Origin of the sequence: Micromonospora solifontis, assembly GCF_003725545.1 — a bacterium.
Taxonomy (GTDB): domain Bacteria; phylum Actinomycetota; class Actinomycetes; order Mycobacteriales; family Micromonosporaceae; genus Micromonospora; species Micromonospora solifontis.
The window spans coordinates 1-15600 of record NZ_RJLN01000019.1 but is presented as its reverse complement, the minus strand read 5'-3'; the positions used below and the strand labels follow the sequence as shown (position 1 = coordinate 15600).

Annotated in this window: 13 protein-coding genes and 1 pseudogene; 3 read left to right on the top strand and 11 right to left on the bottom strand. The window is 73.8% G+C overall.

Features of this window, described 5'->3' with window-relative positions; all coding sequences use genetic code 11:
- Positions 1-45 precede the first annotated feature (45 nt).
- Complete coding sequence (locus EFE23_RS09235) at positions 46-528, top strand: DUF4383 domain-containing protein (protein ID WP_123240496.1); 483 nt, start codon at positions 46-48, stop codon at positions 526-528.
- A gap of 118 nt (positions 529-646) precedes the next feature.
- On the top strand, positions 647-1306 hold the full coding sequence (locus EFE23_RS09230; protein WP_123240495.1) for a DUF6766 family protein: 660 nt from the start codon (positions 647-649) through the stop codon (positions 1304-1306).
- A 27-nt stretch (positions 1307-1333) separates the two neighbouring features.
- Here the strand turns inward: EFE23_RS09230 and EFE23_RS09225 are convergent, their stop codons facing one another.
- The 11 genes from EFE23_RS09225 to EFE23_RS09175 form a co-directional block, all read right to left on the bottom strand.
- On the bottom strand, positions 1334-1783 hold the full coding sequence (locus EFE23_RS09225) for a GNAT family N-acetyltransferase (RefSeq protein WP_123240494.1): 450 nt from the start codon (positions 1781-1783) through the stop codon (positions 1334-1336).
- Positions 1784-1846: 63 nt separating this feature from the next.
- A complete protein-coding gene (gene obgE / locus EFE23_RS09220) occupies positions 1847-3310 on the bottom strand; it encodes a GTPase ObgE (RefSeq protein WP_123240493.1) in 1464 nt (487 codons plus the stop codon).
- 90 nt (positions 3311-3400) lie between these two features.
- Positions 3401-3655 (bottom strand): 50S ribosomal protein L27, encoded by a 255-nt coding sequence (gene rpmA / locus EFE23_RS09215; RefSeq protein WP_073838295.1) that lies wholly within the window; start codon positions 3653-3655, stop codon positions 3401-3403.
- A gap of 11 nt (positions 3656-3666) precedes the next feature.
- Positions 3667-3981, bottom strand: a complete 315-nt coding sequence (rplU, locus tag EFE23_RS09210) for a 50S ribosomal protein L21 (RefSeq protein WP_123240492.1) — start codon at positions 3979-3981, stop codon at positions 3667-3669.
- Between the two features lie 188 nt (positions 3982-4169).
- Positions 4170-4634, bottom strand: a complete 465-nt coding sequence (locus EFE23_RS09205; RefSeq protein ID WP_123240491.1) for a hypothetical protein — start codon at positions 4632-4634, stop codon at positions 4170-4172.
- Between the two features lie 119 nt (positions 4635-4753).
- Complete coding sequence (locus tag EFE23_RS09200; protein WP_123240490.1) at positions 4754-7810, bottom strand: Rne/Rng family ribonuclease; 3057 nt, start codon at positions 7808-7810, stop codon at positions 4754-4756.
- A 131-nt stretch (positions 7811-7941) separates the two neighbouring features.
- Positions 7942-8661: a TIGR03936 family radical SAM-associated protein gene (locus EFE23_RS09195; RefSeq protein WP_123240549.1), complete on the bottom strand. Its 720-nt coding sequence runs from the start codon at positions 8659-8661 to the stop codon at positions 7942-7944.
- A 244-nt stretch (positions 8662-8905) separates the two neighbouring features.
- Positions 8906-10360, bottom strand: coding sequence for a type VII secretion-associated serine protease mycosin (gene mycP, locus EFE23_RS09190; protein ID WP_123240489.1), 1455 nt, complete (start codon positions 10358-10360; stop codon positions 8906-8908).
- Positions 10361-10370: 10 nt separating this feature from the next.
- On the bottom strand, positions 10371-11696 hold the full coding sequence (locus EFE23_RS29270; RefSeq protein ID WP_123240488.1) for a hypothetical protein: 1326 nt from the start codon (positions 11694-11696) through the stop codon (positions 10371-10373).
- Positions 11697-11709: 13 nt separating this feature from the next.
- Complete coding sequence (locus EFE23_RS09180; protein WP_123240487.1) at positions 11710-12153, bottom strand: hypothetical protein; 444 nt, start codon at positions 12151-12153, stop codon at positions 11710-11712.
- Between the two features lie 181 nt (positions 12154-12334).
- The gene (locus tag EFE23_RS09175; protein WP_123240486.1) at positions 12335-14374 is read right to left on the bottom strand and encodes a TIGR03960 family B12-binding radical SAM protein; all 2040 of its coding nucleotides are present in this window, start codon (positions 14372-14374) and stop codon (positions 12335-12337) included.
- 218 nt (positions 14375-14592) lie between these two features.
- Here EFE23_RS09175 and EFE23_RS09170 point away from each other — a divergent pair.
- A pseudogene (locus tag EFE23_RS09170) lies at positions 14593-15600 on the top strand (hypothetical protein); the annotation flags it as partial.

The following is a 15600-nucleotide window of genomic DNA, read 5'->3' as shown; positions in this document are numbered from 1 at the left end:
GGTCGGCCCGGCCCGGGCGGCGGTTGACCCACGGAGGTGACAGCGATGGCACGTGACGTGCGCGGACGCGCTCCGGCCCGGTCCCGCCCGGCGATCCAGAAGGTCGCCCTCGCGGTGGCCGCCGTCTTCGTGCTCATCGGCGTGCTCGGGTTCGTGCCCGGGTTCACCACCCACTACGGGGACCTGGCGTTCGCCGGTCACCACTCCGAGGCGAAGCTGATCGGCCTGTTCCAGGTGTCGGTGCTGCACAACCTGCTGCACCTGCTCTTCGGCCTGGTCGGACTGGCGCTGGCCCGCACGGTCTCCGGGGCCCGGCTCTTCCTGGCCGGCGGTGGCGCCATCTACCTGGCCATCTGGCTCTACGGCTTCGCGGTGGACCGGGAGAGCGCGGCGAACTTCGTGCCGTTCAACGACGCGGACAACTGGCTGCACCTCTTCCTCGGCTTCGGCATGCTCGCCGTCGGCCTGCTGCTCAACAACGAGGTGGGCACCGGCGGCCGGCCGGACACCCCGATCGACCGACCCTGACCTGCGTCACCCGATGGGGTGGCAACGGCGTGACCGGCCGCCGCCCGGGTTTGCGTGATCCGCGCCCGGGGCACCGGAGGACCACCACGGGGAGTGACCCTGACGAGGAGGTCCGGCGATGTCGCGGTGGTTGCGGGACAACGCGCTCACGGTTGCGATGCTCGGCGCGTTCCTGATCTTTTTGACGTTGCAGAGCGTGTTCGGGTGGCAGGTGCACAACGAGGAGCTGACCCAGTACGGGGCGGCCCCGCTGAGCTGGTGGGCGTACCTCGGCACCGGGCACTTCGCCGAGGCGGTCTTCGAGAACTGGGAGTCGGAGTTCCTCCAGATGGGCGGTTACGTCCTGCTCACCGCGTACCTGGTGCAGAAGGGGTCGGCCGAGTCGAAGCCCGAGGGGCAGACCGACCGCCCCGACGACGACGCGCGCCGCGCCACCCCCGACTCCCCCTGGCCGGCCCGGGTCGGTGGGCTGCCGCTGGCCATCTACCGCAACAGCCTGTCGATCGCGCTGCTGCTGATCTTCGCCGGCTCGTTCCTCGGCCACCTGCTCGGCGGCGTGGTCGAGTACAACCAGGAGCAGGCGCTGGAGAGCGGGGCCCCGCCGATCAGCGCCGTGCAGTTCCTCGGCACCAGCGACTTCTGGTTCCAGTCCATGCAGAACTGGCAGAGCGAGTTCCTCGCCGTCGGGGTGCTGATCCTGCTGAGCATCGTGCTGCGGCAGCACGCCAGCCCCGAGTCGAAGCCGGTCACCGCCGCGCACGCCGAGACCGGCGCCTGACCGCCGGCACGCGCGTGGCCGCCGCCGTCAGGCGGCGACCGGCAGGCGCTTGGCGAAGCACACGCTGTACGGGTTGTCCACGTACTCGCCGTACACCGGGATGGGCCGGTAGCCGCAGGACCGGTAGAGGCCGATGGCGGCCGGCAGGTAGCTCCCCGTCTCCAGGCACACCGTGGTGTGCCCCTGCCGGAAGGCCAACTCCTCCAGCGCCGCCAGCAACTGCCGGGCGACGCCCCGCCCCCGGTACGCCGGCCGCACGTACATCCGCTTGAGTTCGCCCGTCTCGGCGTCCAGGGCCTGGACGCCGCCGCAGGCGACCGCGCGCCCCGCCGCCACCACGACCAGGTAGCGGATGTCGTCGTGGGTGACCGTCACCTGCCCGTCCAGCCCCCCGTCGGCCTCGCGCAGCTCGCGCTGCTGGGCGATGACCAGGGCGGCGACCTCGGGGTCGGTGGCGGGACGGGGTTCGATCAGCATGGTTGCCACGCTAGGCAGCGCCCGTTTCGGGGAGGTTTCCGGCGTGCGACCCCGAATTGACGGCTACTCCCAATCCTCGTCGTCGTCCGCCTCCACGGCCGGGGAAGCCTCGATCTCGTCCTCCGGGCGGCGCCGTCGCGCCTTGCGGGCGGCCAGCCGCTCCGCGGCCGAGGCCCGGGTCGACTTCTCCTCCAGCCGGACGTCCGCGCCCCGGACGGTCGGGACGAAGTCCTCGCCCGCGTAGAGGGTGGGCTGCCAGTCGAACTCGCGGTCGCCGATCCGGACCAGGTCGCCGGCCTGCGCGCCGGCCTTGGCCAGCTTCTCCTCGACGCCCAGCCGGGCCAGCCGGTCGGCCAGGTAGCCCACCGCCTCGTCGTTGTCGAAGTTGGTCTGCTTGACCCAGCGCTCCGGCCGGTTGCCCCGGACCGTGTACGAGCCGTCGGCCTCCGCCTCGATGGTGAAGCCGGCGTCGTCGACCGCCTTCGGGCGGATCACGATCCGGGTCGGCTCGGCCGGCGGCGCGGCGCTGCGCGCCTGCTCGACCAGCTCCGCCATCGCGTACGTCAGCTCCTTGAGCCCCTCGCGGGTGGCCGTGGAGACCTCGAACACCCGGAAGCCCCGCGCCTCCAGGTCGGGCCGGACGATCTCGGCCAGGTCCCGCCCGTCCGGCACGTCGATCTTGTTGAGCGCGACGAGACGGGGCCGGTCGGCGAGGCCGCCGTACTCGGTCAGCTCGGCCTCGATGGTGTCGATGTCCGCGAGCGGGTCGCGGCCCGGCTCCAGCGTCGCCGTGTCGACCACGTGCACCAGCACGGCGCAACGCTCGACGTGGCGGAGGAACTCCAGGCCCAGGCCCTTGCCGGTGGCCGCGCCCGGGATCAGCCCCGGCACGTCGGCGACGGTGAAGGTGTGGTTGTCCACCCGCACCACGCCCAGGTTCGGCACCAGCGTGGTGAACGGGTAGTCGGCGATCTTCGGCTTGGCCGCGGAGATGACCGAGATCAGCGAGGACTTGCCGGCGGACGGGAAGCCGACCAGGCCGACGTCGGCGACGCTCTTCAGCTCCAGCACGACGTCCAGCCGGTCACCGGGCTCACCCAGCTCGGCGAACCCGGGCGCCTTGCGCCGGGCGTTGGCCAGCGAGGCGTTGCCGCGCCCGCCACGCCCACCCCGGGCCGCCTCGAACGTGGTGCCCACGCCGACCAGGTCGGCCAGCACCTCGCCGTCCGGGGTCTGCACGACGGTGCCGTTCGGCACCTTGATCACCAGGTCGTGGCCGTTGGCGCCGTCCCGGTTCGAGCCGGCGCCGCCCTTGCCGTTCTCGGCCTTCTGGTGCGGCCGGTAGTGGAAGTCGAGCAGCGTGGTGACCTGCGGGTCGACGACCAGCGACACGCTGCCGCCGTGCCCGCCGTTGCCGCCGTCCGGCCCACCGAACGGCTTGAACTTCTCCCGATGGATCGAGACACAGCCGTGCCCGCCGTCGCCGGCCTGCAGGTGCAGGACGACCCGGTCAACGAACGTCGTCACGCTGTCAATCCTTCCAGCGGGGTGCGCCCCGCACGTGAAAAGCGAAGCGGGCCGGGACACGAGGTCCGCGGCCCGCCTACGCCGGAGGTGTTACTGCTGCGGCACGATGCTGACGGTCTTGCGACCGCGCTTGGTGCCGAACTGGACCGCACCGGCGGCCAGCGCGAAGAGCGTGTCGTCGCCGCCGCGGCCGACCAGGTCACCGGGGTGGAACTTGGTGCCGCGCTGGCGGATGATGATCTCGCCCGCGTTGACGACCTGACCACCGAAGCGCTTCACGCCGAGCCGCTGGGCCGCGGAATCGCGACCGTTACGCGAGCTGGACGCACCCTTTTTGTGAGCCATTGGAGGACGACCTACTTCCCGCTGGAGATGCCGGTCACCTTGACCTGGGTCAGCGGCTGGCGGTGACCCTGGCGCTTGTGGTAGCCGGTCTTGTTCTTGAACTTGTGGATCCGGATCTTCGGGCCCTTGGTGTGCGCGGCGATCTCGCCGGACACCGAAACCTTCGCAAGCTTCGCCGCGTCGGTCACCAGGTCGTCACCGTCGACGAGGAGCACCGCGGTGAGCTTCACCGCGTCACCGGGGGCACCGGTGAGCTTCTCGACCTCGATCACGTCGCCCTCGGCGACCTTGTACTGCTTGCCGCCGGTCTTGACGATCGCGTACATCGGAGGCGGACTCCCTGTCGTTGAGGCTGCTAGCGTCTTTTCCCACCGTTACCGGTCGGTCGTTCCCACGGCGTCTCGCCGGGAGCCGTGACACCGGCGGCGCGGGCACGCGGGAACTCGGCACACCAAAGTGCGCCGCAGGCAAGCGTACGCCATACCAGGCCCGCCACCCAAACCGGGCCGCCCGGTCAGCCCGGGCAGAGCTCGTCGAGGCGCCCCTGGAGCCGGTCGAACTCCGTCTCGTCGATCGCCCGCACGTCCGTGCCGAGGCCGCCCACCTCGGTGGCCAGGTCCGCCAACAGGGTACGCAGCCGGGGGTCGGCCGCCCGGGCCGACTGTTCCCGCAGCGTGTCCCGCCAGCCGGCGAGCGCGGCCTCCGCCTCCCGCCGGGCGGCCTCCTCCGTCCGGCGGTCCCGGAGCGCGTTCGCCCGCAGCATCTCGGCCAACTTCTGGACGTACGTCTGCACGGCCGCGGAGCCGGCCTGCTTGGCACCGGCACAGACCCCGGCGTCCCCGGTGGCGGTCGGGGCAGGAGTGGCCCGTGGGGCCGGTGAGGCGAAGCCGACCGCGAAGGGATCGCTGTCCCGGTCGGCGCAGCCGGCACCGGCCAGCAGGAGCCCGGTCAGCGCGGTCACCGCGAACACCCGACGCATGTTTCCTCCCGTCCGGGCCGCGCCGCCCCGACCGGGGGTCGACGGGTACGGCAGGGCCCCTCCCTGCGGACTCTGTTGCCGAGGAAGGGGCCCTGTCAAACGCCGTGCTGGTCAGCGCCTCACGGACGGGTACGCCGCCGGGCGCCGCCGCGCCGGGAGCGCCGCCGGCCGGTGCCGACCTCCGCGCCCTCCTCCTCGGCCTCGCCGTCGCCGATCGCGTCCGGGTCGTCCGCGGCGGCCAGCCGGGCCGACTCGCCCTCCTGGCTGTCGGCGACCGCCGGGGCGGCCGGCGTCTCCGACTCGTACCGGGAGAGGTCGTAGCCCTGGGTGTCGTAGTAGTCCTCCGGCGCCTCCACGACCTCGGCGACGGTCCGCTCCGGCGCGGGCTCGGCGACGGTCCGATCCGGGGCGGCCTCGGCGGCCGGCTGCTCCGGCGCGACCTCGGCGGCGGGCTTCTCCGCGGCGGCCTTGCGGCCCCGGCGCCGGCCCTTCTCCTCGGTGGCCGGGGTGGTGACGGCCGAGGCGACCGCCTTGACCTTCTCCCCCGCGCCCCCGCCGGAGCGCGGCTTCTCCGGCACCGGCTCGGTGTGGATGATCAGGCCGCGGCCCTTGCAGCACTCGCAGGTCTCGCTGAACGACTCCAGCAGGCCCGCGCCGACCCGCTTGCGGGTCATCTGCACCAGGCCCAGCGAGGTGATCTCGGTGACCTGGTGCTTGGTCCGGTCCCGGCCGAGGCACTCGGTGAGCCGGCGCAGCACCAGCTCCCGGTTCGACTCCAACACCATGTCGATGAAGTCGATCACCACGATGCCGCCGAGGTCGCGCAGCCGCAGCTGGCGCACGATCTCCTCGGCCGCCTCCAGGTTGTTGCGGGTGACCGTCTCCTCCAGGTTGCCCCCGGAGCCGGTGTACTTGCCGGTGTTCACGTCGATGACCGTCATCGCCTCGGTCCGGTCGATCACCAGCGACCCGCCCGACGGGAGGAAGACCTTGCGGTCCAGCCCCTTGAGGATCTGCTCGTCGATCCGGTACTCGGCGAACACGTCGGTGGTGCCGGCGTGCCGGCGCAGCCGCTCCACCAGGTCCGGCGAGACGTGCGACAGGTACGACTCGACCATGTCGTACGACTGCTCGCCCTCGATGACCAGCTCGCGGAAGTCCTCGTTGAACAGGTCCCGGACCACCCGGATGACCAGGTCCGGCTCCTCGTAGAGGAGGACCGGCGCGCCGCCCTCGGCCGCCTTGGCCTGGATGTCCTCCCACTGCGCCTGGAGCCGCTTGACGTCCCGGGCCAGCTCGTCCTCGCTGGCGCCCTCCGCCGCGGTACGCACGATCACCCCGGCGCCGTCCGGCACCAGCTTCTTGAGGATGTCCCGCAGCCGCTTGCGCTCGGTGTCCGGCAGCTTCCGGGAGATGCCCGAGGCGTTGCCGTTCGGCACGTACACCAGGTGCCGGCCGGAGAGCGCGACGTGGCTGGTCAGCCGGGCGCCCTTGTGCCCGATCGGGTCCTTGGTCACCTGCACCAGCACCGAGTCGCCGGAGCGCAGCGCCTGCTCGATCGAGCGGGCCCGGCCCTCCAGGCCGCTGGTGTCCCAGTTGACCTCGCCGGCGTAGAGCACGGCGTTGCGCCCGCGCCCGATGTCGACGAACGCCGCCTCCATGCTGGGCAGCACGTTCTGCACCTTGCCCAGGTAGACGTTGCCGGCCATGGTGCCGGACGAGTTGCGGGTCACGTAGTGCTCGACCAGCACGCCGTCCTCGAGGACGGCGATCTGGGTCCGGTCGCCGCGCTGGCGGACGGCCATCACCCGGTCGACCGCCTCCCGGCGGGCCAGGAACTCCGACTCGCTCAGGATCGGCGGCCGGGTACGCCGCTGCTCGCGCCCGTCCCGGCGGCGCTGCCGCTTGGCCTCCAGCCGGGTCGAGCCGGAGACGCCCTGCACCTCGTCGACGGCCTTGCGCGGCTCCCGGATCTTGACGACGGTGGGCACCCCGTCCTCGGCGGCGGCCTCCACGTCCCCGGCGCCCCGGCGGCGGCGGCGACGGCGGCGGCGGGTCATCCCGTCGCCCTCGGTCTCCTCCTCCTCGGCGGCCTCCTCGGCCTCGGCGTCGGCGGCCTCGGCCTCGATGGCCTCCTCGACCTCCTCGTCCTCGGCCTCCTCGGCCCCGCCCTTGCCCCGGCCCCGGCCCCGGCGGCCCCGGCGACGGCGGCGACGGCTCGCGGCCGACTCCTCGTCCTCCTCCTCCGCCTCGGCGACCTCCTCGGCCTCGAGGGTCGGCTCCTCGTCGACCTCGGTCTCGACCTCGACCGGCTCCGCCTCGCGGCGGCCGCGCCGCCGGCGCCGGCCGGTCTCCACCGGCTCCTCGGCGGCCTCCTCGGCGACCGGGTAGGTGACCCGGACGGTCGGCATCTCCTCGGGCTGCGGGGGCATGAACAGGACGGTCGGTGCGGAGAGCGCCGCCCGTCGGCGGCGGGTCGGCGCCGGCTCCTCGGCGGCCGCCGGCACGGCTGCCCCCGGCGAAACCTCGCCGGTCCGGTCCGCCGGCCCACCGGCCCGGGCCAGGGTGGCCTCGTCGAGCGGCAGCCGCTCGCCCGACTCGGCGGGCGTCGGCTCCTCCTCGGCCGCCTCGTCGGCGGGCTGCGCGAGCTCCTCAGCCGGGGCGGCCTCCCCGGCGACGGCCGGCGGCTCGCCCCCCTCGACGTCCCCCCGCGGCTCGACGGCGGCCTCGGCCGGGGCCTCGGTCGCGGACTCCTCCAACGGCGTCTCGGCGGGCGGCGGGGTGGCCTTGCGGCGCCGCGTCCGGGTCACCTTGACCGGCGGGACGACCTCCTCGGTGGTCGGCTCCACCCCGGTGGCGGCCACCGGCTCCTCGGCCGCCTTCGCAGGGGTCGCCTTGCGCCGCCGCCGGGTCTTCGGGGCGGCCTCCAACTCACCGGCGACCGGGGCGAACACCTCGGCCTGGGGCGACTCGCCGCTGGCGGTGCCGGCGCCGGTGGACGCCTCGACCGGCGCCTCGGTCTGCTCCGGCTGGTTGAGCGGGGCCGTCTTGCGCCGGCTGGTCCGCTTGCGGGCCGGCTTCTCAACCTCGGCGGTGCCCTCGGTGCTGCTGGCGGCGGTCGCCTCGGCCGGTTCTGCGCCGGTCCGTTCGCCGCCCTCGGGCTCGTTCTCGAGCATGGACGTTCTCCAGTTCTGGCTGCCCCGGGCGCGGGTGAGCGCTGCCACGCAGGGTTGCCGCAAAAGGTGTTTCCGCCGGGCGCGCAGGCGCGCGACCGCCGAAGTCTGCCTGCCAGAGCACTGACCGTCGGTCAGTGCTCTCCGATGGCTGCCCCGTCGCGATCCGCATCCAACGGATCGACGATCTCGCCCTGCGCGGTCAGCGTGCCCTGCGCCAGCCGGATCACCCGTGGGGCGACCGGCGGCTCCAGGGCGGCCACCACGCGGAGGCCGGAAAGGACGTCATCGGGCCGTACGGACGGGGTGACCTGCCGCACGACCACTTCGAGTATCGCACACGGTACGGCCACCACCCCGGAAGGCGTCTCCGACTCCGGCGACACATCGATGCTCATCACGGCAGCCCGGGCGTCGAACGTCCGGCGGCCCTGCTTGGTCATCCGCTCGACCTGGATCTCCTCGGCGGCGCGGAACGCGGCCACCGCCTGCTCGGCCAGGGCCGGGTCGACCTCGGGCAGCTCGATCCGCCACCGGGACGCCTCGATCCGGTCGGCGAGGCTGCCGCCGGTGGCCTCCACCGCGTCGAGCACGTCGAGCCCGGGCGACAGGGCGGCGTCCAGGGCCTGCCGCAGCTGCCCCGGGTCGACCGGCTCGCGCAGGCCGATCTCCAGGTACTCCGCCTCGCTGGCGACGCCGGTCGGCGCGGCGGAGGCGTACGAGATCTTGGGGTGCGGGGTGAAGCCCTGGGAGAAGGCGATCGGTACGCCGGCCCGGCGCAGCGCGCGCTCGAAGGCCCGGGCGAAGTCCCGGTGCGAGGTGAACCGCAGCGGTCCACGCTTGGCGTACCGGATCCGGACCCGCTGGACGACCGGCGCCTGGCCGCCCTCGGGTTGAGGCTTTCTGGCGATCGTGAGCTCCTCGGGTGCTACCTGCGTGTCCGCCCCATCCTGACGCAGCGCCACGCAGGGTACGCAGCCGGGGCCACCACGACGGCCCGGCAACCCGGTCGAAACCGGTCGGCGGGGCCCTTGGCACCCAGCCGGAGACGCCGGTGGCCGGCCGGTGACGCACAGGTCACCCGGCCGGCCACGGCGGTCAGGGCCGGTTCCCGCCCGGCGGCGGCGTAGGCGGGCCACCCGGCGGCGGGGCGTAGCCGGAGGGCGGGGCGTAACCGCCCGGCGGAGGGTACCCCTGGCCGGAGGCGTGACCCGGGTATCCCTGGCCGGGGGCGTGGCCCGGCGGCGGGACGTGGCCGGGCGGCGGGCCGTATCCGCCCGGACCGGGAGGCGCGCCGGGCGGGCCGTATCCGACCGGAACCGGCGGCTGCCCGTCGGCGGCCATCCGGTCGAGCACCTCGTCCGGGACGTCGGCCGCCCGGGCCGCCTCGCGGCGGTAGCGGCGGCGGTTCCAGACCAGGAAGATCACCAGCGCCAGCAGGATGACCAGCACCACGGCGATGCCGATACCGATCACCATGACCTGCTGGTCGGTGGGGCCGCCCCGGTCGCCGTACTGGGTCACGTCGAAGTCGTCGTCCTTGCCCGCCTGCGGCGGCGCCGGGCTGGCCGCCTTCTGGTCGAGGAGCGGATTCGCGGAGACCTTCGGCACGTTCGCGGTCAGCGCGGCGATCGGGTCGACCCGGCCGAAGCCGTACTGCGGGTCCCGGCCGGGCGGGCCGACGTCCCGGGCGGTCCGGACGATCCGGTTGATCACGTTCGGCGCGTCGAGGTCCGGGTACTTCGAGCGGATCAGCGCCGCGATGCCGGAGACGATCGCGGTGGCGTCCGAGGTGCCGTCACCCCACCCGTAGCCGTGGTCCGGGCCGATGTTGTAGATGCTGTCGGCCGGCGCGGAGACCACCGCCTGCGGCCCCTGCACGGAACCGGACCAGAAGGCGCCACCCCGGGTCGTGCCGGTGACCGCGATGACGCCGGGGATGTTGGCCGGGATGCCGACCTGGTCGTGGCCCAGCGCGGTGTTGCCCGCACCGGCCACCACCACGGCGTCCCGCGCCAGGGCGTACCGGACCGCCTGCTCCTCGTCCGCCGAGGCGACCCCCATCGTCGCGTAGGACAGGTTGATCACCTTGGCTCCGCGGTCGGCGGCCAGCCGGATGCCGGCGGCGGACGCCGCCGCGGTGACCCCGCCCCGCTGCTTGCCGGAGATGCCGACCGGCAGGATCTTCGCGGCCGGAGCGATGCCCGTCACGCCGTCCCGGGCGGTGTCGGTGGCGGCGATGATGCCGGCCATGTGGGTGCCGTGACCGTCCGGGTCGGTCCGCCCGTCCCCGCTCCGGCCGTCGGTGCGGCCGCCGGGGACGAGCCGGCCGGCGAGGTCCGGGTGGCTGGCGTCGACGCCGGTGTCGACCACCGCCACCAGCACGCCCCGACCGGTGGCGAGCTTGTGCGCCTGGTCGATCCGCAGCTCGTCCAGGTACCACTGCTCGGTCCGCCGGGGCGCGGCGGCCGCCGGCTGGGCGGCCCCCAGCACCATGAGACCGGCCACCAGGGCGGCCGCGACCGGCCGGAGCGTGCCGACGTTCAACCTCATCCGTCTGTCCTCATCGCAGGATGCCCGGGGACGCGGCGTCACCGGTGCCCCACGGATCGTCGTCCTCAGTCAACCACGACGAGTGCTCCGTGCCGCTGCCGCCGTGCCCGGCGCCGCCGTGCCCGCCCATGCCGCCCATCATCCCCGCGCCGCGCAGGCCGCCCGCACCCGCGCCGGCACCGGCGGCGTTGCGCAGCGCGCTGGCCGCGCTGGTCATCGGCGGCACCTTGCCGTTGCCCCCACCGACCATGCCGGGGATGCCGCCCACGCCGATGCCGCCCAGGCCGGGGCCGCCGCCGTAGCCGCTACCCAGGGTCGGCGCACCGGCGCCGGCCAGTCCGGTGCCGTAGTCGGGCGTGCCGCTGCCCGGCAGCCCGGCGCCCGTGGACGGCGTGTGGGAACCGCCGCCGGGGCCGCCGCTGTCGAAGTTGCCACCGGTGGGGGGCGGCGCGATGGATGAGTGGCCACTGTACGGACTGCCGCCGCCACCGCCGATGCCCGTGCTGCCGACGTTGGGCATTCCGCCACCGCCGCCGATGCCGCCGCCACCCCCGCCACCGCCGCCGGGGTAGCCCGCGGGCGGCTTCCGGTCGTCCGGCCGGTAGTCGCCGACGGTGTCACCGGTCGGCGAGGGTACGACCAGCTTGGGCCGCTCGGTCTCCACCGCGGTGGGCAGCGGCGACATGGCGGTGTTGGCCGCCTGCTGGTTGTCCCGGTACCAGTTGTCCAGGTGCGACTTGGTGTCCCACCAGCCGCCGCGCTTGTGGTCGCTGGCGTTGCCGTCGACCTTCATCGTCGCCTCGAGGTCGTCGGCCTTGTCGCGGAACGCGCCGTCGGCGTACAGCTCCGGGTGGGCGCCGTAGTCCTTGCGCAGCGCGGCGAGGAAGCCGGACTGGCTTTCGCCGTCGCGGGCGTCGTCCAGCTCGGTGCCGCCGGGCAGGCTCCACTCGTTCCAGCCGAAGTCGTCCATCAGCGGAATCGGGATGCTGGCCACCGCCTTGCGGATGTCCCCCTCGATCCGCGACAGCGCCCCGCTGACGTTGGTCGCGTGGGTGATCAGCTCCTCGATGTCCTTGCCGATCTCGCCCAGGTGCTCCCGGTACGCGTCACCGCCGCTGCCCTTCCAGCCCGCCAGCATGCCGGTGAGACCGCCGGTGTGCGGGCGCTCCGTGCCCGGCGCGATCGGGCCGACGAACGACCGGCCGATCAGCGCGTCGCGCAGATATCCCAGGCCGGTGCCGAGGTTGCTCCACCCCACGCCGACCGAGCCCACCGTCTCCGGGTCCGCGGACAGCGTCACCTCGCGGACGCACCGCTCCCAGGTCCCTCCTGCCATGGTCGTCTCCCCCTCAGGCCGTGTACGGGTAGGTGGGCGGCTGGCCGCCCGCGGTCGGCGGCGGCGTGGCGGACTCGAGCAGCCGCTCGATCTCCTTGCCGTTGGCGGCGTTGCGGGCCTCGGCGTCGCGGAACGCCTGAGCGATGTCCTCGGTGCCCTTCTTGAGCCCGGCGAGCTTTTGGGAGAGCGACTTGAGGTGCATCTCCATGTTGGCCGTCGACTTGGTCAGCGCCTGCCACTGCATCCGGGCGTCCTCGTACGCGCCGAACGGCGTCCCGTTCGCGACGGCCTGCGAGTTGGTGCTGTCGCCCTTCATCCGCTCCTTGATGCGCTCCATCTCGTAGCTGATGGTGTCGTCGACGTACTGCTTCAACCGCTCGACGTACTGCGCCGCGGCGTCCAGGTCCTCGACGCTGACCTGCAGATCGCCGGTGTCCGGCGGCCTGATGTCACCCATGCTGCTGCCCTCCCCGCTGCCGACCCCCGGTCGGTCCAATACGGACGCAGCGTATCGAGTGACGGCCAGTCGAGGCACCCCCACCCCACGTCACGGGACGTCGACGGGACAACCGCCCGTGGATACGCCGGAGCGCGGGAACCCCACGGGTTCCCGCGCTCCGGCCGTACGGTGTGCGTCGCTACTGCTGGGCGCCGGCCGGCAGCTTCAGCCCGTTGACCGGGGTCAGCGGCAGCAGCTTCCGCCCGGTCGGGCCGATCTGGATCTCGGTGTCCATGGCCGGGCAGACGCCGCAGTCGAAGCACGGCGTCCACCGGCAGTCGTCCTGCTCGTACTCGGCGAGCGAGTCCTGCCAGTCCTGCCAGAGCCAGTCCTTGTCCAGGCCCGAGTCGAGGTGGTCCCAGGGCAGAACCTCCAGCTCGTCGCGCTCCCGGGTGGTGAACCAGTCCAGGTCCACGCCGAAGGCCGGCAGCACCTCGGCGGCGGCGTCCACCCAACGCTGGTACGAGAAGTGCTCGCTCCAGCCGTCGAACCGACCGCCGTTCTCCCAGACCTTGCGGATCACCGCGCCGACCCGGCGGTCGCCGCGGGAGAGCAGGCCCTCGATCAGCGACGGCTCGCCGTCGTGGTAGCGGAAGCCGATCGCCCGGCCCAGCGAGCGGTCCGCGTTGATCGCCTGCTTGAGCAGCTTGAGCCGGCCGTCGATGACCTCCGGCCGCTCCATCGCCGCCCACTGGAACGGGGTGTGCGGCTTCGGCACGAACCCGCCGATGGAGACCGTGCAGCGGATGTCCTTGGACCCGGTCGCGGCCCGGCCGGCCCGGATCACCTCGTGCGCCATGTCGGCGATCTCGAGGACGTCCTCGTCGGTCTCGGTGGGCAGGCCGCACATGAAGTAGAGCTTCACCTGCCGCCAGCCGTTGGTGTACGCGGTGACCACGGTGCGGATCAGGTCGTCCTTCGACACCATCTTGTTGATCACCTTGCGGATCCGCTCCGACCCGCCCTCGGGGGCGAAGGTCAGGCCGGTCCGCCGGCCGTTGCGGGACAGCTCCTGCGCCAGGTCGATGTTGAACGCGTCGACCCGGGTCGAGGGCAGCGAGAGCGAGACGTTGGTGCCCTCGTACTGCTGGGCCAGGCCGGAGCACATGTCGCCGATCTCGGAGTGGTCGGCCGACGACAGCGACAGCAGGCCCACCTCGTGGAAGCCGGAGAACTCCAGCCCCTGCTGGACCATCTGGCCGACGGTGGTGATCGAGCGCTCCCGGACCGGGCGGGTGATCATGCCGGCCTGGCAGAACCGGCAGCCCCGGGTGCAGCCCCGGAAGATCTCCACCGCGTACCGCTCGTGGACCGTCTCGGCGAGCGGCACGAGGGGCTTCTTCGGGTACGGCCAGGCGTCCAGGTCCATGGTCGTGCGCTTGTGCACCCGGAACGGCACGTCCGGGCGGTTCGGCACGACCCGCTGGATCCGGCCGTCGGGCAGGTAGTCCACGTCGTAGAAGCGCGGCACGTAGACGCTCTCGGTGCGGGCCAGCCGCAGCAGCAGCTCGTCGCGACCGCCGGGGCAGCCCTCCGCCTTCCAGTCCCGGACGATGGCGGTGATCTCCAGCACCGCCTCCTCGCCGTCGCCGAGCACCGCGGCGTCGACGAAGTCGGCGATCGGCTCCGGGTTGAAGGCGGCGTGCCCGCCGGCCACGATCACCGGGTCGGCGTCGGTGCGGTCGGCGGCGAGCAGCGGGATGCCGGCCAGGTCGATCGCGGTGAGCAGGTTGGTGTAGCCCAGCTCGGTGGAGAAGGAGACGCCGAACACGTCGAAGTCGCGCACCGAGCGGTGCGCGTCGACGGTGAACTGCGGCACGCCGTGGGCGCGCATCAGCTTCTCCAGGTCCGGCCAGACCGCGTACGTCCGCTCGGCGAGGACGTCGGGCAGCTCGTTGAGCACCTCGTAGAGGATCTGCACGCCCTGGTTGGGCAGGCCCACCTCGTACGCGTCCGGGTACATCAGCGCCCACCGGACGGTCGCCGCGTCCCAGTCCTTGACCACGGCACCCAGCTCACCACCGACGTACTGGATGGGCTTGGTCACCTGGGGCAGCAGCGGCTCCAGCCGGGGCCAAACCGACGGCTCCAGATCGCGGCGCGGCGACAGACCCGCCGAGCTGGAGTCGTCGCCAGAGTTGGACGCGGTCGGGCGCGGCGTCGTGGACGGGGCACTCATGATGCCCAAGGGTACGCGGTGCTCCGCAGCTCACCACGCCGCACCGCAGGACACCGCCCGGTCACCCCGAGCCGCTTGACCAAGGAGTTCGCGTCAGGATCCGGGCTCAGTCAGACGCAAACCCCTTGATCACCGCCGGGCGCGCCCGGCGACCGGGATTCGTCGGGGGTGGCACGGCGGTACTAACCTCGCTACGGGCGCGAGAGGAGATTGCCGCGATGCCGCAGCCGCAGCCGGGGGCGGACCGGCCGGCCGACGGGGACACCCAGGTCACGGGCCGGGATCCGGGCAGCCCCGAGCCGGCCCACTCCCCCGTACCGCCGTCTCCCGGCGAGCCGCGCGACCTCGACGGCACGGCCGCCGACCCGACGGAGGCGGCTCCCGCGACCGACGTCCCCGCCGAGCCCGTCGCCGCGACCGAGCCCGTCGCCGCGACCGACGTCTCCGCCGAGCACGACGGCGGGTCCGAGCCCGTTGCCGCGACCGACGCCGCCGCGCCGGACGGCGGCACCACCGACGTGCCGCCCGCGAGCGGTCAGCCCGACACCGATGACCGACCCGACGCGGACGACCGGGACGACCCGAAGGCCCCGGCCGGCACGAACGACGAGGCGGAACAGGCCAGGGACGGCGTCGAGGCCGAGACCCCCACCGGGCGACCGGCCGAGACCCTCGCCGACGCGCCGCCCGGAGAGGGGACGGCCGACGCCGCCCCGGTCACGCCGGCCCGCGGGTCCTTCCCGGTACGCCCGGCCGGCGCCGCCGTACCGGCGCGTCCCACCGGCTCGGCCGCCGTCCCGAGCCGGCCGGCAGCAGCGGCGGCGGATACGTCGACCGAGGCCACCCCGGCGCCCGGTCCGTTCGATCCGACCCGGGTCCCGACCCAACCGGACCCGACCCGGGTGGAGACCCGCGCCGAAGCGGCGCCCCGGTGGAGCGGCTCGGCCCCGGTCCCGCCCCCGCCGCCGCGCAAGCGGGCCTGGGGCGAGTCCGCCGAGCCGACCCCGGTCCCGCCGCTCTCGCCGGAGCACGCGGTACCGGTCGACCCCTGGGAGGGTGTCGACACCACCGGCTGGGACCTGCGCTCGGTCGAACTCCCGGCGCTGCCGCCGACGCTGCCCTACCCGACGCCGCAGCACCCGCCGCCGTTCCCGGCGCCACCGGTGAGCCCGCCGCCGGTGAACCCGTCCCCGGTGAGCCCGCCGCCGGCCACCGCGCCACCCGGC